This is a genomic window from Streptomyces sp. NBC_01216 (assembly GCF_035994945.1).
In the GTDB taxonomy this organism is placed as follows: domain Bacteria; phylum Actinomycetota; class Actinomycetes; order Streptomycetales; family Streptomycetaceae; genus Streptomyces.
Window position 1 is genome coordinate 7,091,623 of record NZ_CP108677.1, and the last position, 17,250, is coordinate 7,108,872.

The 17,250-nt window shown below is 72.1% G+C and carries 21 protein-coding genes; 6 read left to right on the forward strand and 15 right to left on the reverse strand.

The window, feature by feature from the left end; all coding sequences use genetic code 11:
- The first annotated feature begins 83 nt into the window (after positions 1-83).
- The gene (locus OG393_RS32230) at positions 84-1,880 is read left to right on the forward strand and encodes an AfsR/SARP family transcriptional regulator (RefSeq protein ID WP_327378233.1); all 1,797 of its coding nucleotides are present in this window, start codon (positions 84-86) and stop codon (positions 1,878-1,880) included.
- A gap of 106 nt (positions 1,881-1,986) precedes the next feature.
- Here the strand turns inward: OG393_RS32230 and asnB are convergent, their stop codons facing one another.
- Together asnB and OG393_RS32240 are read right to left on the reverse strand one after the other, a co-directional pair.
- On the reverse strand, positions 1,987-3,867 hold the full coding sequence (gene asnB / locus OG393_RS32235; protein WP_327378234.1) for an asparagine synthase (glutamine-hydrolyzing): 1,881 nt from the start codon (positions 3,865-3,867) through the stop codon (positions 1,987-1,989).
- A gap of 107 nt (positions 3,868-3,974) precedes the next feature.
- On the reverse strand, positions 3,975-4,397 hold the full coding sequence (locus OG393_RS32240; RefSeq protein WP_327378235.1) for a DUF6069 family protein: 423 nt from the start codon (positions 4,395-4,397) through the stop codon (positions 3,975-3,977).
- A 216-nt stretch (positions 4,398-4,613) separates the two neighbouring features.
- Here OG393_RS32240 and OG393_RS32245 point away from each other — a divergent pair, with 216 nt between their 5' ends.
- The 3 genes from OG393_RS32245 to OG393_RS32255 all read left to right on the forward strand — a co-directional run bounded on the left by OG393_RS32245 (position 4,614) and on the right by OG393_RS32255 (position 7,446).
- Positions 4,614-5,069 (forward strand): MarR family winged helix-turn-helix transcriptional regulator, encoded by a 456-nt coding sequence (locus OG393_RS32245; RefSeq protein ID WP_327378616.1) that lies wholly within the window; start codon positions 4,614-4,616, stop codon positions 5,067-5,069.
- 250 nt (positions 5,070-5,319) lie between these two features.
- Positions 5,320-6,360: a hypothetical protein gene (locus tag OG393_RS32250; protein ID WP_327378236.1), complete on the forward strand. Its 1,041-nt coding sequence runs from the start codon at positions 5,320-5,322 to the stop codon at positions 6,358-6,360.
- A gap of 84 nt (positions 6,361-6,444) precedes the next feature.
- Positions 6,445-7,446 carry a beta-ketoacyl-ACP synthase 3 gene (locus OG393_RS32255; RefSeq protein WP_327378617.1) on the forward strand — a complete coding sequence of 334 codons (1,002 nt, stop codon included), beginning with the start codon at positions 6,445-6,447 and terminating at the stop codon, positions 7,444-7,446.
- 394 nt (positions 7,447-7,840) lie between these two features.
- Here OG393_RS32255 and OG393_RS32260 read toward each other — a convergent pair whose 3' ends face one another.
- Genes OG393_RS32260 through OG393_RS32280 form a run of 5 tightly spaced genes read right to left on the reverse strand, consistent with a single transcriptional unit; the run spans position 7,841 to position 10,828 of the window.
- On the reverse strand, positions 7,841-8,158 hold the full coding sequence (locus tag OG393_RS32260) for an antibiotic biosynthesis monooxygenase family protein (protein WP_327378237.1): 318 nt from the start codon (positions 8,156-8,158) through the stop codon (positions 7,841-7,843).
- Complete coding sequence (locus OG393_RS32265; RefSeq protein WP_327378238.1) at positions 8,155-8,481, reverse strand: antibiotic biosynthesis monooxygenase family protein; 327 nt, start codon at positions 8,479-8,481, stop codon at positions 8,155-8,157. Before OG393_RS32265 ends, OG393_RS32260 begins: the two co-directional genes overlap by 4 nt.
- Positions 8,474-9,223 (reverse strand): SDR family NAD(P)-dependent oxidoreductase, encoded by a 750-nt coding sequence (locus tag OG393_RS32270; protein WP_327378239.1) that lies wholly within the window; start codon positions 9,221-9,223, stop codon positions 8,474-8,476. Before OG393_RS32270 ends, OG393_RS32265 begins: the two co-directional genes overlap by 8 nt.
- Before the next feature lie 48 nt (positions 9,224-9,271).
- Complete coding sequence (locus OG393_RS32275; RefSeq protein ID WP_327378618.1) at positions 9,272-10,318, reverse strand: methyltransferase; 1,047 nt, start codon at positions 10,316-10,318, stop codon at positions 9,272-9,274.
- A gap of 54 nt (positions 10,319-10,372) precedes the next feature.
- Positions 10,373-10,828 (reverse strand): DUF1772 domain-containing protein, encoded by a 456-nt coding sequence (locus OG393_RS32280; RefSeq protein ID WP_327378240.1) that lies wholly within the window; start codon positions 10,826-10,828, stop codon positions 10,373-10,375.
- Positions 10,829-11,042: 214 nt separating this feature from the next.
- On the opposite strand from OG393_RS32280, the gene OG393_RS32285 reads away from it, so the two are divergent.
- Both OG393_RS32285 and OG393_RS32290 read left to right on the forward strand, forming a co-directional pair.
- Positions 11,043-11,489, forward strand: a complete 447-nt coding sequence (locus OG393_RS32285; protein WP_327378241.1) for a DUF1772 domain-containing protein — start codon at positions 11,043-11,045, stop codon at positions 11,487-11,489.
- A gap of 31 nt (positions 11,490-11,520) precedes the next feature.
- Positions 11,521-12,261, forward strand: coding sequence for a SchA/CurD-like domain-containing protein (locus OG393_RS32290; RefSeq protein WP_327378242.1), 741 nt, complete (start codon positions 11,521-11,523; stop codon positions 12,259-12,261).
- 77 nt (positions 12,262-12,338) lie between these two features.
- Here the strand turns inward: OG393_RS32290 and OG393_RS32295 are convergent, their stop codons facing one another.
- The 8 genes from OG393_RS32295 to OG393_RS32330 all read right to left on the reverse strand — a co-directional run bounded on the left by OG393_RS32295 (position 12,339) and on the right by OG393_RS32330 (position 17,208).
- Positions 12,339-12,773, reverse strand: a complete 435-nt coding sequence (locus OG393_RS32295) for an SCP2 sterol-binding domain-containing protein (protein WP_327378243.1) — start codon at positions 12,771-12,773, stop codon at positions 12,339-12,341.
- 31 nt (positions 12,774-12,804) lie between these two features.
- Positions 12,805-13,137 (reverse strand): putative quinol monooxygenase, encoded by a 333-nt coding sequence (locus tag OG393_RS32300; RefSeq protein WP_327378244.1) that lies wholly within the window; start codon positions 13,135-13,137, stop codon positions 12,805-12,807.
- Positions 13,134-13,604: an SRPBCC family protein gene (locus OG393_RS32305; RefSeq protein ID WP_327378246.1), complete on the reverse strand. Its 471-nt coding sequence runs from the start codon at positions 13,602-13,604 to the stop codon at positions 13,134-13,136. Before OG393_RS32305 ends, OG393_RS32300 begins: the two co-directional genes overlap by 4 nt.
- 1 nt (position 13,605) lies before the next feature.
- Complete coding sequence (locus OG393_RS32310) at positions 13,606-13,860, reverse strand: acyl carrier protein (protein ID WP_327378247.1); 255 nt, start codon at positions 13,858-13,860, stop codon at positions 13,606-13,608.
- A gap of 81 nt (positions 13,861-13,941) precedes the next feature.
- Positions 13,942-15,165: a ketosynthase chain-length factor gene (locus OG393_RS32315; RefSeq protein ID WP_327378248.1), complete on the reverse strand. Its 1,224-nt coding sequence runs from the start codon at positions 15,163-15,165 to the stop codon at positions 13,942-13,944.
- Positions 15,162-16,427 (reverse strand): beta-ketoacyl-[acyl-carrier-protein] synthase family protein, encoded by a 1,266-nt coding sequence (locus OG393_RS32320; RefSeq protein ID WP_327378249.1) that lies wholly within the window; start codon positions 16,425-16,427, stop codon positions 15,162-15,164. Before OG393_RS32320 ends, OG393_RS32315 begins: the two co-directional genes overlap by 4 nt.
- On the reverse strand, positions 16,424-16,849 hold the full coding sequence (locus OG393_RS32325) for a cupin domain-containing protein (protein ID WP_327378250.1): 426 nt from the start codon (positions 16,847-16,849) through the stop codon (positions 16,424-16,426). Before OG393_RS32325 ends, OG393_RS32320 begins: the two co-directional genes overlap by 4 nt.
- Positions 16,850-16,887: 38 nt before the next feature.
- On the reverse strand, positions 16,888-17,208 hold the full coding sequence (locus OG393_RS32330; protein WP_327378251.1) for a TcmI family type II polyketide cyclase: 321 nt from the start codon (positions 17,206-17,208) through the stop codon (positions 16,888-16,890).
- Positions 17,209-17,250: the final 42 nt, after the last annotated feature.

Consider the following 17,250-nt stretch of genomic DNA (forward strand, 5'->3'; position numbering starts at 1 on the left):
CGCTTGTTGAGTGCACCTCAAGCGAAGTTCAAGTGATCCACCTCACGCTCACGAAGCGCATCAGGCCGTAGGAGATGCAAGCCATGGGAGGGACAGTGCTGCAGATCGGGTTGCTGGGCACCCTGCAAGTCGTGCACGACGGCGTGAATGTCACGCCCTCCGCTCCAAAGGTTCGTCAGGTACTCGCGCTGCTCGCACTGCGGGCCAACAGCACCGTTCCACTGCATCAGCTGGTCGAGGAGCTCTGGGAGGAACGACCGCCTTCCAGTGCGGCCACCACGCTGCAGACCTACATCTACCAACTGCGCAAGCTGCCCGGCCTCAGTCTGGAGACGACGCCCGGCGGCTACCGCCTCGCGCTGCCCCCGGGATGCCTGGACAGCCTGCGTTTCACCAAGCTCGCCGCGCTCGGTCGCAAGGCCATGGAGGAAGGAGCCGTCGGCGAGGCCGCCGACCTGCTGCACCAGGCGCTCGACGTCTGGCGGGGCCCTGCCCTCAGTGACCTGACCCCCGGGCCGGTCGTGGGCATCGACGCGCTGCGCCTCGCGGAGCAGCGGTACGAGGTTCTGGAAGAACGCCTGGACGCCGATCTGCTGCTCGGCCGACACCACCGCCTGATCAGCGAACTGACCGCCCTGGCGGCGGACAACCCCACCCGGGAGGGCCTGCACGCCAAGCTGATGCTCTCGCTCTACCGGGCCGGCCGGCGGCCGGACGCCCTGGAGGCGTTCCAGCGCATCCGCCGGGTCCTCATCCGGGAACTGGGCCTGGAGCCCTGTTCCGAACTCCAGTGGCTGCACCAGCAGGTGCTCGCCGGTGACCGTGGCCTGGACCTGCCCACCGGGCGGGTCGCCGCGCAGGCTTCGCCGGCCGGTCGCTCGCCGGTGCCGCTTCCCGCGGACACGCCGCTGATCGGCCGCGAGGCCGACCTCGCCCGCGTGGGGCGGATGCTGGCGGAGCCCGCCGTCCAGGGCCCGAGGTGCGTCTGTGTGGCCGGCGAGCCCGGCGTGGGCACCACCGCCTTCACTGTCGCCCTCGCGCACCGGCTCGCCGACACCTTCCCCGACGGCCGGTTCTACGTCTCGTTCGGCGACCCCGCCGCCTCACGCCCGGTCGAGGAGGTGCTCGCGGACCTGTTAGAGGCGGTCGGGCACGCGCGGGCCACGCTGCCGGCCGACCGCGCTGAGCGGGCCGCGCTGTTCCGCGGCTGGACCGCGGGCCGACGGGTCCTCCTGGTCGTCGACGATGTGGCGGCGGCACACCAAGTGACCGACCTGCTCCCGGAGGGCACCGGTTCGGCCGTCCTGGTGGCCGGCTACCGACGCCTGTACGGCGGCCAGTTCGGAGCTCCGGTCGACCTGGCCCCGATCGGGCCCGAGCAGTCGCTGGAGCTGTTCCTCGGGGCCCTCGACCGGGACCGGCTGCTCGGCGAGGGGTCCTCGCGCGCCCTGCTCGACCTGTTCGGCGGCCTGCCGGGACCGATGGCCGAGGCGGTGGGACTGCTCGAACTGCGCCCGCACTGGTCGGTGCGGCAGCTCGTCGACTGGATGAGCCGCGACCGGCCGGCCGCACCCGCCCACGAGCGCCCGCACCCCTTCCACCACGTGCGCCGCCGCTGCGGCGGACTCGCCCTGCGGGGCAGCGACGCCCTCGCCAAGCTGGCCGGTGAGGGCGAGGAGGTGGTGACGGTGGAGCGGGCGGCCCGGATCCTCGGTCTCGGCCCGGACGCCACCGAGGAACTCCTGGAGGAGCTGGTCGAGTTCTTCCTGCTGCAGGTGGACCCGGTGCGCGACGACTCCTCCGAGCGCTTCTTCCAGTACCGGATGCCGCCGTTGCTGCGCATGGCGCTCCGCACGGCGCCGGTGGGGGTGCTGGTCTGATCCGGCGCCGCTGATCCGGTCGGGCGCCTGGCCGGTCCGCCCCCTCGGCCGGGGCGGACGGGCCCCGTGGGGCCGGGGCGCCCCGGCCAAGGGCGCCCCCTCCCGTTCACAGGTCCACGTTCTCCCCGTGCTCCGTGAGCCAGGTGTTCACCTGCAGGGCCATCTCGATGTTCATCCGGTGCAGCCAGTCCTGTGCGGTGGCCTGGCCCTCGGGACCGACCACCGCGCGCGCCTTCCCCAGGTCGAGCAGCGGCAGCACGGGGGACGAGGGGTCCGCGAGCACCTCGGCGAACTCCGCGTGCAGCGCCTTGGTGTACGTCGCGTCCTGGCTCACCGGGAAGGGGGCTTTGGGGCGTTCCAGGACCTGCTCGGGCAGCAGGTCGGCCACGGCCGCCCGCAGCAGGGACTTCTCCCGGCCGTCGAAGGTCTTCAGCTTCCAGGGGATGTCGTACGCGTACTGCACCAGGCGGTGGTCGCAGAACGGCACCCGGACCTCCAGGCCGGAGATCATGCTGAGCCGGTCGTTGCGTTCCAGCAGGCGCGGCAGCCAGTGCGTCAGGTGGAGGTGGCAGATCTCCCGGGCGCGGCGGGCCTCCGGCGGCTCTCCGGGCAGCCGCGGGATGTCCGCCATCGCCTGGGAGTAGCGCTCGGCGTAGTAGGCGGGCATGTCCAGCCGGGCGGCGAACGCCGGCGAGAGTAGGCCCTGCCCCAGTCCGTCGCGGGTGCCGGGGTGCCACTGCTCGAAGGCGACCCAGGGGAAGTGGTTCTCCTCGGCGAGGTCCGGGATGTGCACCCAGCTGTAGCCGCCGAAGATCTCGTCGGCGCTCTCGCCGGTCAGCGCCACCTTGGAGTGTCGGCTCACCCCGGCGAAGGCCCGGTAGGTCGAGGTGTCCATGTCGCCGAAGGGCGCGGGCACGTCCTGGGCCCGTAGCACGCTGCGGCGGGCCGCCGGATCGATGAGGTCGGCCGTGGTGAGCTCGACCTCCAGGTGGTCCGCCCCGATGTGCTCGGCCACCGCGCGGGCGTAGGGGGCGTCGGGTGCGCTGCGCACCAGGTCGGGTCGGAAGTCGTCGCTGTAGCCGCTGTAGGTGACGGTGGTGGTCCGGATGGGCTCGCCGCCCGAGAGGCGGCGGGCGCGGGCGGCCAGCGCGGCGACGGCACTGGAGTCCAGGCCGCCGGAGAGCAGGACGCTGAGCGGAACGTCGGCGACCAGCTCACGGGTGACGCTGCTCTCCAGCAGTTCCCGCACGGTCCGTACGGTCGTGTCGAGATCGTCCTCGTGCGGGTGGGCCTCCAGCCGCCAGTACCGGCGCACGGAGAGCCCGCCGTCGGGGCGGTAGGTCAGGGTGTGGCCGGGCGGCAGGTCGCGGATGTCGCGGTAGACGCTCTCGCCCGGGGCACGGGCCATCGAGAACAGCACCCGCAGGCCGTCGAGGTCGACGGCGGGCCGCACCGCCGGGTGGGCGAGCAGTGTCTTGGGCTCGGAGCCGAAGACCAGGCCCTCCGCGGTCGCGGCGTAGTACAGGGGTTTGATGCCGAAGCGGTCCCGGGCCAGGAACAGGGTGCGCCGGCGCGGGTCCCACAGGGCGAAGGCGAACATGCCCTCCAGGTGCTCCACGCATGCCTCGCCCCACTCCAGGTAGGCGCGGAGTACCACCTCAGTGTCGCACCGGGTGCGGAACCGGTGTCCGCGGCCGGTCAGTTCGGAGCGCAGCTGCGGGAAGTTGTAGACCTCGCCGTTGTACGTGAGGACCGCGGGATCCGCGTCCTCGGAGGCCCCGGGGGGCGGTGCGGCCATCGGCTGGATGCCGCCGGGGACGTCGATCACCGCCAGCCTGGTCTGGATGAGGGTGGCCGGACCGGCCACCCTGACGCCTTGCCCGTCCGGACCGCGGCAGGCCATGGTGTGCGCCATCCTCTTCGCGAGCCCGGGATCCTCCGTGACCGGGCCGCCCTCGCGGCGGACCCAGCCTGCGATACCGCACATGCGGTGCTCCTTCCGTGGCTTTCGGTTGACCTCGGCCCCAAGTTCCCGGGGGGCGCTCGAAGTCGTGTGGAGCGGCGCTGGACCGCCGGGGGGTGCCCCGGCCTTGCTCAGGCGGTCGCGGTGCTCCGGCGGAAGGCCGGGACGAGGATCGCGCCGACCGTCAGATGCAGCAGCACCAGGGTGATCTTGTTGCCCGTGGTCAGGCCCGCGCCGAACAGCGGCGCGAACAGCGAGAGCGCCAGGACCACCAGGGCCACGACGGTCCAGACCGTCCGGGCGCGTCCGGCGGTGAACTTCTCCAGGAGTGAGAGCAGGCCCCAGCCGAGCAGGGCCACCACGCCGGAGCCGATGACGACGGCCGGGAGGTAGAGCGGGCTGCTGGTGGTGGTTCCCGGACCATCCGGGATCCGCAGGTCGATGTCGAGGGCGGAGTGGGCGAGCAGCCAGATCAGCGAGTCGACCACCACGGCGGCCACGACGGCGAGCGCACGGACGCGCGTCGGGCTCTGGGGGCTGGATGTCGTGTTCATCTCGAAGCCTCCTGGGCGTCTCGGACGCCAGTAGTTGATTGACGGAAATATATGCGTGACTTACGCACATGATGTTCTCACGTCAAAGAATGTCTCGTCCAGTCACATGCAGGTAACCTGGAAGTCGTGAGCGCTCCGGAGACGATCGACGAGACCCACCCCGAGCGGGGGACCGAGCACGGCGGCGCCGCGGGCGCGTCCGCGGTCGAAGTCACGGTGCTCGACGCCGTGGAGTCCGCGATGATCCGCATCCGCCGCAGGCAGTCCCGCCGCAGCCTGGCCAGACCCGTCGTCATGGGCCTGGCCGAGCCGGTCGACCTCAACACCCTCGCGGTCGTCGACGTCGTCGACGAGGGCGCCGGCGAAGGAGGCCGCGACGTCACGGTCGGCTTCGTCGCCGACCGCCTGGCCATAGACCCGTCCCGGGCCAGCCGGATCGTCGCCGAGGCGGTCCGCTCCGGATTCGTCCGCCGGGTCGCCTCCCAGGAGGACGGGCGCCGCAGCTGCCTGGAGCTCACCGGGCTCGGACACGAGGCGGTGTCCGCCGCCCACCGCACCCGGCAGGGTTTCTACTCGGTCGTGCTCGGCGACTGGGGTCCCGAGGAGCAGCGGGACTTCGCCCGGCTCCTCACCAAGTTCGTCCGCTCCCTGGACGACGCCGAGCGCCGCTGACGGCCGCCGCGTCCCCAGGCCCCTGAGCCCGTCCTTCCCCAGGCGTCTGCGCCTGTGCTTCCTCGGCCCCCGGGGCTCGGCAACCCCCTCGGGCCCCCGCGTCCGTACCCCCTCGGGGCCGTCCACCGGCCTTCGAGGGGCCTTCGAGCCGCCCCGGTGACGCTGGGCCCACCAGAACCCCGCAACCGACGGCGCTCCGAAGCCCCCGCAGCCGTGGGGAGCCCGCGCCTGTCTTGAAGGAGGCGCGACGGTGAGTACCACCGACCGGACAGACCAGCGATCCCCGGCCGGACCGGGCGGCGGGGAACCTACCCCCGCCCGCGCGGGGGCGACCGGGGACCCCGCGGCGCCGCCCCGTCCCCCGGCCGCCGTCGGTTGGGCCTACGCCATGGTGATCGTGGCCACCCTCGCGGCGATCGCCAGCAACGTCTTCGAGATCGCCCACCAGGTGGAGACCGGCGTCGCCGGCGCGGCGACCACCGGTGACCTGGCCCTCACGATCGCCTTCTGCGCCCTGTTCGGCTTCTTCGCCGAGATGCTGCGGGCCGGCCGCCAGTGGGGACGGGTGCTGCTGACCGTCTTCACCGCGCTCGGGCTGCTCTTCACCGGCCTCGGACTCGCCGGACTCGGCGGCCGGCCCCTGGTCGGACCGCTGCAGGCGAGTCTCGCGGTGGCCAGCCTCATCCCCTCCGTCATCGGCCTCGTCCTGCTCTTCGTTCCCTCGGTCAACGCCTGGATGTCCGAGGTGCGGGAGAGCAGCCGGATAATCTCCCAGCGCCTGCGGAAGCTGGTCCTCACCTGCCACGTGGCCATCTCGGTCGGCTGGCTCGGACTGGTCACCGGCATGTTCGCCATGTCGGTGGCGGGCGCCACCACCGGCGACGCCGAACAGCAGGCCGCGATGTACCGCACCATGTCCATGCTCGACGAGATCTTCCTCGGCATGACCAGCATGTTCGCCCTGATCACCGGCATCGTCGTCGGTGCTGGCACCAAGTGGGGCCTGCTGCGGCGCCGTTGGGTCGCGGTGAAGTTCTACTGGACGATGGGCGTGATGGTGCTCGGCTTCTCCGTCATCCACCAGCTCATCCTCCAGGCCAATGAACTCGTCGACGCGGGCGCGCCGGTGCGCGGCGGCGAACTCGACACCGTCGGCTGGTCCATGGCCGGCTCGGCCGCCCTCGCCGTGCTCAGCCTCGTCTTCATGACGGCCGTCTCCACCTACAAGCCCTGGGGCCTCACCCGCCGCGGCCGCGCGGCCGCCCCCGCCGCTCGCGGCGCGGCCCGCTGACGCCCCGTGCCCGGACCGGTTCCCGCGCCCCGAGCGCCCCGCATGCCCGCAAGCCCGAAAGGACCAACGGCCACCATGACCAGCATCCCCGCCATCCGGGACACCCAGGAACTGCGACACAGCCGCCTGTGGGGCCTCGGTGTGTACCGGCCCGAACGGTCGGTGCCCAACACCGAGATAGCCGAGCGGACCGGACTCGACCCGGCCTGGATCGAGAGCCGCTCCGGGATCCGCTCCCGCAGATACGCCTCACCCGAGGAGACCCTGCCGACCATGGCGGCCACGGCCGCCGAGAAGGCGCTCGCCGCGGCGGGCATCGGCGCCGACCGGATCGGCACCGTCATCGTCGCGACCATCACCTCCATGGAGCAGATGCCCGCGGTGGCCGTCGAGGTCGCCCACCGGATCGGCGCCCGACAGGCCACCGCCTTCGACGTCTCGGCCGCCTGCGCCGGGTTCTGCCACGCCCTCGCGCTCGCGAACGACCTGGTCCGGCTCGGCCGCTCCGACTACGTTCTGGTGATCGGCGCGGAGCGGATGACGGACATCCTGGACCACTCGGACCCGGACACCGCCTTCCTGTTCGCGGACGGCGCCGGCGCGGTGGTCGTCGGTCCCGGGGACGAGGCGGGCATCGGCCCGGTGGTGTGGCAGGCCGACGGCTCCCGCAACGCGGCCCTGAAGATGACCAACCCCTGGCACGACGGCACCGGGGAGCGCCCGGACGACCGGCCCGCCATCACGATGGCCGGCTGGAAGGTCTACCGCTGGGCCACCAACGAACTGGTCCCCGCCGCCCGCCGGATGCTCGACGCTGCGGGCGTCACCGTGGAGCAGCTCGACGCGTTCGTCCCACACCAGGCCAACATGCTCATCACCGACGTCGTCGTCGAACAGCTCGGTCTGACCGAGCGGACCGCGGTCGCCCGGGACATCGTCACCAGCGGCAACAGCTCCGCGGCCTCCATCCCGCTGGCGATGGAGGAACTGCTCTCCTCCGGTCGCGCGTCGAGCGGCGACCTCGCCCTGCTGATCGGCTTCGGCGCCGGTCTCGTCCACGCGGGCCAGGTGGTCCGGCTGCCCTGACCCGGTCGGCTGCCCCGAAGCGGCGGGCGCCCGGAGCCACTCGGCTCCGGGCGCCCGCCGCTTCGCTCCGGCGGCACCCGGCGGGGTGGCCCGCCGTGAGGTCCGCCCCCTTCGGCCGGCCCGGACCGAAGGCGCCGCCGCCCTCGGCCGCCGCCCTCGGCCGCCGCCCTCGGCCGCCGCCCTCGGCCGCCGGCCCCCCCGTACGCCGCCCGCCGCCCCGGGACCGCTCCTGGGCCGTTCCCCCGCCCCTGGTCCGGAGGCGACGCCCACGCTGCCCATCCCGGTACCCGCCCGCCGGAGCCGGTGGCCGGGCAGCGGCCCAGGAGCCTCGCGCACACGCGGAGGCGCCGTGGGAGCCCGGCGGCTCACCACGGCGCCTCGTCCGGCCTCCGGCTCAGTACGTCGCGACCACCTCGAACAGGGAGAAGGGACTGGGGCGTTCGGTGTCCTGGTACGGCCGCAGCGGGGAAGTCGTCCCCCGATGGGCCGAGCCGGCCTCCCAGTCCCGGAAGGCGGCCATGCTCTCCCACTCGCTGAGCACCGCGTAGGCGCCCTCGTCGGTGATCACGCGCAGCAGCTCGTTGCCCAGCAGACCCGGCGTGCCGTCCAGGTCCTTGCTGATCCGGTGGTACGCCTCCGCGACCGCCGCGTCCTCGCCGGGAGTCGGCCGCAGGTGCAGCATGACGCGTACCCCGCCCGCGGCCCCGCTCATCCGGCGACCTCCACCAGGCACATCATCGCCAGCGAACCGCCGGTCCGGTACGGGTGCAGCTTCTCGCGGTGCGCCACGTGCTCCGGGCTGCGCTCGAAGGTCAGGAAGGACTCCTGGTCCGTCCAGTCGCTCACCACGTAGTACACCGACTCCTCGCCGGGCTTCGCGCTGCGCGCCAGGGTGTGCCCGAGGTTCGCCGCCTGCGCGGTGACCTCCTTGCTGCCCTCCGTCCACACGCGTTCGAAGTCGGCCTCCATGCCCGGCGTCACCTGGACGGTCAGCAGCACCCGGAACGACCCGGCCCGCGCCCCCACCTCAGACACCACCGTCGACGTGCAGCGTCTCGCCGTTGACGTACGTGGACAGGTCGCTGGCCAGGAACAGCACCGCGCCCGCGATCTCCTCCGGGCGGCCGAACCGGCCCAGCGCCATCATCCGCAGGTAGCGCTCGTTGTACGCCGCCCGCTGCTCCTCGGTCAGCTCGTCCGGCTCCGAGGTGTCGATCACGCCGGGCGCGACCACGTTGAAACGGATGCCCTTGCCGCCGAGCTCCTTGCACAGCGAGCGGGTCAGGCCGACCAGACCGGCCTTGGAGGCGGTGTAGTGGCCGCGCAGCGGGATGCCGGCCATCGCGCCCCGGGAGCCGATGTTGATCACCGAGGAGCCCTCGCGGAGCAGTGGGAGCGCCTTGCTGATCACCATGAAGGGGCCGGTGAGGTTGGTGGTGACGATCCGCTCCCACTCCTCGAACGGCAGCTGCGCGAACGGGACCTGGCTGATCACCCCGGCGTTGTTGACCAGGATGTCCAGCGTCTCGAAGCGGTCGCGGCAGGCCTGCAGCACGAGCTCCACGCCCTCCGCGGTGCCGACGTCCGCGCGGACCAGGGCGTGGTCGCCGCCGATCTCCTTCAGCTCCCGGGCGAGGCTGTCCACGGCCTCGCCCTCCTGCCGGTAGCAGGTCACCACCGTGGCGCCGGCCTTCGCCAGGGCCAGCACCGTGGCCCGGCCGATGCCCCGGCTGCCGCCGGTGACCAGTGCGTTCTTGCCGACCAGTCGCAGTTCCATGTCGTCTTCTCCGTCCTCGCGCGACCGTGGCCGCAGGGGTTCAGGGACTCAGCGGGCCGCCGGCGCGGGGCGGCACTCCAGGACCGCCCAGCGTCCGGCGACCGGTTCGTTCACGAGCTCGAGGCCCGCGGTCGCAAGCAGCGCGCGCCACTGCTGCTCGGAGCGTTCGCGTCCGCCGAAGCGGACCAGCATGTCCAGGTCGAGGAGCTTGCCCCGGTCCCATTCGTTGGCCGGGCCGACCAGGAACTCGCAGATCAGGAGGGTGCCGTCGGTGCCGAGCGCCTCGCGGACCCGGCCGAGGATCGCCGCCGCCTTCGCGTCGTCCCAGTCGTGCAGGACGGCCTTGAGGACGTACGCGTCCGCGCCCTGGGGCAGCTCCTCGAAGAAGTCGCCCGCCACCGCCTCCGCACGGTCCTCCACGCCCGCCTCGCGGAAGGTCTTGTCCGCCTCCGCCACCACCGAGGGACGGTCGACGAGCGTGCCGCACACCTCCGGGTGCCGGGCCAGCAGCTCGGCGAGGAACAGTCCGCGGCCGCCGCCGACGTCCGTGATCAGACCGAACCGCCCGAAGTCGTAACTGTCCAACAGCATCTGCGCGGTGGCCCGGCTCATCCCGGTCATCGCCCGGTCGAACAGCGCGCCCGCCCGCGGGTCCTGCTCCAGGTGTTCGAAGAAGGTGTGGCCGTAGGCGGCCTCGAAGGCCGGCTCGCCGGTCCTCACGGTGTGCATCAGCCGCCCGTACGAGCGCCACAGCATCTCGTCGCCGTTGTAGAGCACCATGTCCCGCTGGCTGCCCGGCACGCCCGACCGCAGACAGGCGCCCATCTCACCGAGCGCGTAGCGCCCGTCGGCCTCCTCGGTGAACACCCCGAACGCCGAGGCGACCCGCAGCACCCGGCCGAGCGCGTCCGCGTGCGCGTCGGTCCGCGCGGCCAGCTCGGCGACGGTGAGCGGGCCGTCCGACAGTTCGTCGGCGACGCCCAGCTCGGCGAGCACGTGCAGCACCCGGGATATCCGTTTGCCGTCGGTCAGCAGCAGCAGCCGTACGTGGGGCGGCAACGCGGCGGTCATCGCCGGGCCGACCACACCGGTCATGGTGTCCACACCTTCTCCTCGGTCCAGGGGCAGTGCTGGGGGTGGTAGCGGGGGTCAGATCAGTACGGCGGCCACGCCGACGTTCGCCAGCAGCGCGGTGACGGCCAGCGCGCCCCGCACCCGGTTCCAGCGGATCCAGCGCTCGCGCGGGTCGCGCCGCTCGAAGTCCGCGGGCAGCGCCTGCGGGTCGAGCGTCGAGAGCCAGCGGTTGATCGGCACGTTCTTGGTCAGCGACACCGTCACCGCGGCGGCCAGCAGCACCGCGCCGGAGCCGGCGAGCACCCGCACCGCGGCCGTCGGCCCGGTAGCCACCAGACCCAGGTCGCACAGCAGGCAGCTCAACAGCGAGATCGGCATGAACGGGTCGAAGCGGGTGACGAGCCCCTTGTGCACCGGGACGTACATGCCGGTGGGCAGGGTGGTGAAGAGGGGTGCCGCGAGCACCGAGATGGCGAGACCGCCGGCCGCGAGACCGCCGGCCAGCAGCGCCAGGGGCACCAGTATCCGCATCGGCTCCACCACACATCACCCTTCCGGAGCTGCCGCCGCGCCGCACGGCGGGACCACTGCGACGACTCTCGGTTCCGCAGGTCGAAGCCGACTCGAAGACGGCTCGACGGGCGCAGGCCGGGCCGTGAAGGACCGCCGTCGAGCACCGCTCCACAGCGATTCGAGCAGGTGGCAGAAGGGTGTCCGGGACATCAACCGTGAGCCGGGAGTCGTGATGCTTGAGGAAGTACTGAGCGGGGTCGTGCTGATCGGGACGGGGATCGTCACGGGAATCTTCGTGGCTGTCCTGGTCAGCGTGGTTCCCGCCATGTCGGCCATGGGACGCGCCGACTACCTCCGCGCCCATGTCCTGCTGGGCCGGGGCTACCACCCGCTGATGCCGATCCTGGTCAACCTGGTGACCGTCAGCGGGTTCGTGCTCGGCTGGCTCGCCGAGTCGCCGGGCAACGCGCTGTTCCCCCTGGTGGCCGTGCTGCTCATCGGCGTGCAGGCGGTCTCGCACCTCGGCAACGTGCCGATCAACCGCTCCCTGAGCGGACTTTCCGAGGACGGCCCCTGGGACGACCCGCGGCCGCTCTGGCGGGCCTGGCACCGCCTGCGCACGACGCTCGCCGCGCTCGCGCTGACGGCCGCCACCGTCGCGGTGCTCGCCGCCCCCTGAATCACCTCAAGCCCGAGGAGAAGGAACCGCCATGCCACTCGACGCCATTACCTACCGGGTCCGTCCCGGATGCGAGGAGGACCTGCAGGAGGTCTTCTCGCCGCACAACTTCACCCGGATCGACTCGCCCGTCATCAAGGACGACGAGGGCACGACCGTCGGAATGCTGCTCGGCACCGGCCTGTTCGTGCAGGGCGAGACGGTGATCCGGGTGATCCACCACGACGGGGTCAGCGCAGCCCGGGTCGCCCGGCACATGTCCGTGCAGAAAGGGGTCCACGAGGCCGAACGGGCGATCCTGCCGTTCCTCGTCGAGCCGCGTGACACCGAGACCCCCCAGGGTTTCCGGCAGCACTTCCACCGCAGCCTGATGACCGCCCTGGAACAGCACAGCCCCGACGAGCGGCCCGCGGCCGGCACCGTGGCGCTGCGCCACCAACTGCGCAAGGGTGCTGGACTCGCGCTGGAACGGGAGCGCGGGACGGTCAACCGCAAGGCGTCGCTGCTGCTCTCCCCGGACCACCCGACGATCATCCGCACGGCGCTCTTCCTGCACGAGGACACCCTCGTCCGGGTTGTCCAGTACGACGGGCACCCGTACGACGTCGTCGGCTACCTGACCGACCGCGGCTTCGGACAGGATGCCGACGCCTGGCTCGAGCCCTACGTGGAGGACTCCAAGCGGCCCGACCACCCGGACGCCTACCTGGCCCTCGTGCACGAGCAGGCCATGCTGTCCGTCGCGCACATGTCCGTGCTCGGCGTGGACTGACCGGCGGGCACCACCAGAGGACGAAACCGCCGCCGGGACAGGTCCCGGCGGCGGTTTCGTCGCTGTGTGCCGTCCTGTCACACCTCGGGGTGGTCGAACCACTCGCCTAGCTTGGTGCCCATCAGCGGGCTGCCGCGCAGCTTCAGCTTGCCGGTCAGGAACGCCTTCGCACCGGGCAGCTTGCCGACGCCCATCGCCAGCATGTCGGGGAACTTGATCCCGATGGTGATGTCCGGGCTGTCGTGCCGCCCCTTGTCGGTGCGGCACTCACCCGCCTCGACCTCGACGTAGTGGAGCTTCTGGCCCTCCGAGGAGGCGATGTCGAACTGGAAGACGCCCTTCTGTCCGGCCGCCTTCTCCGGGTTGAACTCCGAGACGAGGAGCTCGAAGATCAGCGTCAGTGCCGCGTCCAGACCGCCGTCCCGTTCGACGACGGCCGCCTCCAGCTGCTTGGCGGGCACCGACTCGACGAGCTCGATCAGCTCGGTCACCTGTTCCTGCTGCACACTCACCGGTTCCTCCTGGAACTCGAGGTCTGGGGACTCACGGTCCGGCCGCGACGGCCGGCGCGCTTTCGTGGAGGGGTTCGAGCAGGTGCATCTCGCCGCCCTCCCGCATCGGCCACAGCCGCTGCAGATAGGTCTGCTGCTCCGGGCTCTTCTCGAACGCCCGGAAGGCGGGCTCGTCGGTCCAGTCGGTCAGCACGGTGAAGCCGCCCGGCTCGCCGCTCTCCCGCAGCAGCTGCTGGCCGTGGTTGTCGGGGAAGGTCCGGACGGTTTGGGAGTGCGCGAGCCACAGCTCCTCGAACTCCGCCTCGTGCCCGGGCTTGATCCGGATCCGGAGCAGCACCCGCAGCCCCGGCCCCGGGCGGGTCACGGGCGCACCGCTTCCGGCCGGCCGGCCGCCGCCTGCTCCACCAGCCCCTTGATCCGGGCCATCTCCCGGCGGGTGTTGGTGTTCAGACGCTCGGCCATCTCCACGTCGCCGAACGGCAGGCCCGGGTGGACCGTGAACTCCTGCCGCCAGCACATCTCGACGCCGGCCTCGGTCTGCTCGTACGACCAGTACAGGTCCATGAACTCGAACGGCCCGGTCTCGATCCGGCGGGCCCGCACGGTCCGGGTCGCCGGATCGGGGGTGCGCTCGGAGACCCAGCTCCAGACCTGGCCGTTCTCGTCCGGGCGGAGTGTGAGCCGGAAGCGCAGGGTGGCGCCGTCCCGCTCCAGGATCTCGGCCGCGGCGTACTCGGAGAACAGCTCGGGCCACGACTCCACGTCGTTCGTCATGTCCCACACCAGGTCCATCGGCGCCGCGATGACGATGCTGTTGTCGATGACGGTCATGTCAGGCCGCCGCGAGGCTGTTGTTGACGTAGTCGATCACGGCCTGCGGCGAGTTCATCTCCTCGATGGCCTCGTCCGGGATGTGCAGGCCGTACTCGCGCTGGATCTGGCTGGCGATCTCCAGCACCGCGAGGGAGTCGTAGCCGATGTCGGTGAAGTCGGTCGCCAGGTGCTCCTCGGAGAGTTCCTCGGTGTCACCGGTGCACCGGCTCATAATCTCCTTGAGGTCGCCGAAGGTCATGGTGGTGCTGCTCATCTGTTCCTCCTGGGGACGGGGATGCTGCTGTGCGAGCGGTGGGCAGAGGGAAAGGAAGAGGGAACGGGCGCAGGCCGGTCCTCAGACGGAGCGCAGGACCAGCGCGGCGTTGAAACCGCCGTAGCCGCGGCTGAGGACCAGAGCGGTGCGCAGCCGCGCCTCGCGCGGCCAGTCGGTGACCAGGTCGAGCCGGTGGGCCCGGTCCGGGCGGGTGTGCACCGACGGGGGGATGACCTGGTCGCGCAGGGCCAGCGCGGCCGCCGCCGCGTCGAGCGCCGCGCCTCCGGCGTACAGCCGCCCGGTCATCGTCTTCGGCACGCTCACCGGCACCCCGGCCGGACCGAAGACCGAGGTGATCGCCTCGGCCTCCTCCCGGTCGAGCTCCGGGACGCCGTAACCGTCCGCGAAGACCACGTCGACGTCGCCGGGCGCCGCGCCCGCCTCGGCGAGCGCCAGCTCGGCCGCCCGTCGCAGCCCCGGCGGCCGGCCCGAGCCCGGCCGCGGGTCCATGGTGGCCGCGTAGCCGGCGATCTCGGCGTACAGCCGCGGGGCCCCGCGGCGCTCCGCCTCGGCCCGGCTCTCCACGGTGAGGATCGCGCCGCCCTCGCCCGGCACGTATCCGGCGGCCGAGGGGTCGAAGGGCAGGAAGGCCCGGTCAGGCCGCTCCTCCACACTGAGCCGCCCGTTGCTGATCTGGCACACCAGCCCGTACGGGGACAGCGAGGCGTCCGTGCCGCCGGAGACCACCAGTCGGGTGCCCTTGGCCAGCACCCGGCGGGCCTGCGCCAGCGCGTCCAGTCCGCCGGCCTGCTCCGAGCAGACCACACTGCACGGACCGCGCATGCCGTGCCGGATGGAGAGCTGTCCGGTCGTCGCCGCGTAGAACCAGGCGATGGCCATGTACGCGCCGACCGCCTGCGGTCCCTCCGCGTAGAGCTTCTGCAGCTCGCGCTGGCCGAACTCGACGCCGCCGGAGGAGTTGGCGGTGATGACCGCCGTGTCCAGGTCGGCGAAGGCCGTGGTGTCCACGCCCGCGTCGGCCAGCGCCTCGTTGGTCGCCGCGAAGGCGTACTGGGTCATCGCGTCGGTCTCGCTGACCAGCCGCTGCGGCGCGTGGTCCGCCGGTTCGAAGCCGTCCGCCTCGCCGGCCACCCGCACCGGGTAGCGCGCCGGGTCGAAGCGGGTGATGGGGCCGATGCCGGACTTGCCGTCCAGGGTGGCCTGCCACCACGCCTCCCGGTCCAAGCCGTTGGGCGCGACGACGCCGAGCCCGGTGATGACGGGGGAGCTCGTCTCTGCGGTCACTGGGCCCTCCGCGGTGAGGTGAGGACGACGGCGCTCTGGAAGCCGCCGAAGCCGCTGCCGACGCTCAGCACCACGTCGAGCTCCGCCTCGCGCGCGGTGCCCGGCACGTAGTCCAGGTCGCACTCGGGGTCCGGCTCCTCGTAGTTGGCGGTCGGCGGGATCGCGCCCCGGTCCATGGCGAGCGCACTCGCCGCGATCTCGATCGAGCCGATCGAGCCGAGCGAGTGCCCGACCATCGACTTGATCGAGCTGACCGGGATCCCGTACGCGTGGTGACCGAGGCTGCGCTTGTAGGCGGCCGTCTCGTGCCGGTCGTTCTGCTTGGTGCCGCTGCCGTGGGCGTTGGCGTAGTCGATCTCCTCCGGGTTGATCCGGGCCTCGTCGAGCGCGGCGGTGATCGCCTCGCCCATCTCCCGGCCGTCCGGACGCAGCCCGGTCATGTGGTAGCCGTTGGCGCGGGCCGCGTAGCCGGCCACCTCGCAGTAGATCCGGGCGCCGCGGCGCAGCGCGCGCTCGCGCTCCTCGATCACGAAGACCGCCGAGCCCTCGCCCAGCACCAGGCCGTTGCGCCGCCGGTCGAACGGCCGGCAGGCGTGCTCCGGGTCGTCGTTGCTGGTGGAGGAGGCGCGCAGGGTGTCGAAGCAGGACACGGTGATCGGGTAGATCGGGGCGTCGGTGGCGCCGGCCACCATCACGTCCGCCGAGCCCTCGCGGATCAGGTCCACCGCGTACCCGACGGCGTCGATGCCCGCGCAGCAGCCGGAGCTGACCACCGTCGCCGGACCCTCGGCGCCCGCCGCCCAGGCCACCTCCGTGGCAAGCGAGCTGGACATCACGTACGAGTACAGGTGCGGCTTCATGTAGCCCTGGTCGACCAGCCACTGGCGCCCGTTGTCGCTGACCGTGCGGTACTCCTGCTCCATCGAGATGGCGTTGCCGACGCCGTTGCCGACGCTGACGCCGACCCGGTGCGGGTTTTCCGCCGCCATGTCGATCCCGCTGTCGGCGAGTGCCTCCCGGGTGGCGACCAGCGCGAACTGGCCGGCCCGGTCGGTGCGCCGGATCTCCTGGTAGGACAGCCCGGACACCTCGGGGTCGAAGTCGCACTCCGCCCCGATCCGGCTGCGGAACGGCGCCGGGTCGAACAGGGTGATCCGCCGGGTCGCCGTACGCCCCTTGACGATCATCTCCCAGAATGCCTCGCGGCCCGGCTGCCCCGGGGCCACGACGCCTATCCCGGTGATGACTGCTCTGCCCGTCATCCGGCGCCCCCCACCTCGGGCAGGGTGCCCTCGCCGGGCAGCGGCTCGCAGTCGACGTGCCCGAGTTCGGGACGCGGGGCGAGCGGGCTGAGGAAGAAGGCGACGAACGCCTGTTCGTCCCCCGGGTTCTCGATCCGGTGCCGCACGCCGATCGGTACCATGAAGGACTCGCCCGGCTTCAGGACCAGCTCCTCGCCGTCGACCCGGAGCAGGATCCGGCCCCGGATCGTGTGGAAGAACTCCTCGGAGTACGGGTGGTAGTGCTCGGAGACGAACTCCCCGGGCTCCAGCGTGCCGACGCCCATGAACCCCGAGGTCGCGCCACAGGTCTTCGGGCTGAGCAGGACACGCAGATCGCCGCCGCGCTTGCGGTTGGGCGGCACGTCGTCGATGGCGACCTTGATGAGGTCGGTGGTCTGCATTGGGTGCTCCACAGATGGGGGACGGTGCGGCGGACTGCTCAGGGGGTCCAGGTGTAGAAGGCCTCGGCCATCGAGTCCTTCGGCTCCCGCCAGTCGGGGGAGTAGGGCGTCATGAACTCCTGGAGGCGCGTGTTGATGTCCTCGTAGAGCGGGTGGCTGCGGGCCCGGTAGAGGTTGCCGTTGATCGGCTGCTCCGCCTCGACCAGGTGGAAGTAGAGTCCGTGGAAGCGGAAGAGGGTGCGTCGCTGGACCCCGATCATGTGCGGGAGGTCGGTCGCGTCGGACTCGGCGAACAGCGCGGCCACCTTCTCCGCGTCGTCGTGGTCCATGCGCGCGACGATGAGGGTGCGATGAGACACGGGCACTCCTTGTGAATGTCGCCCGGAGCGGTCGGGCTTGCG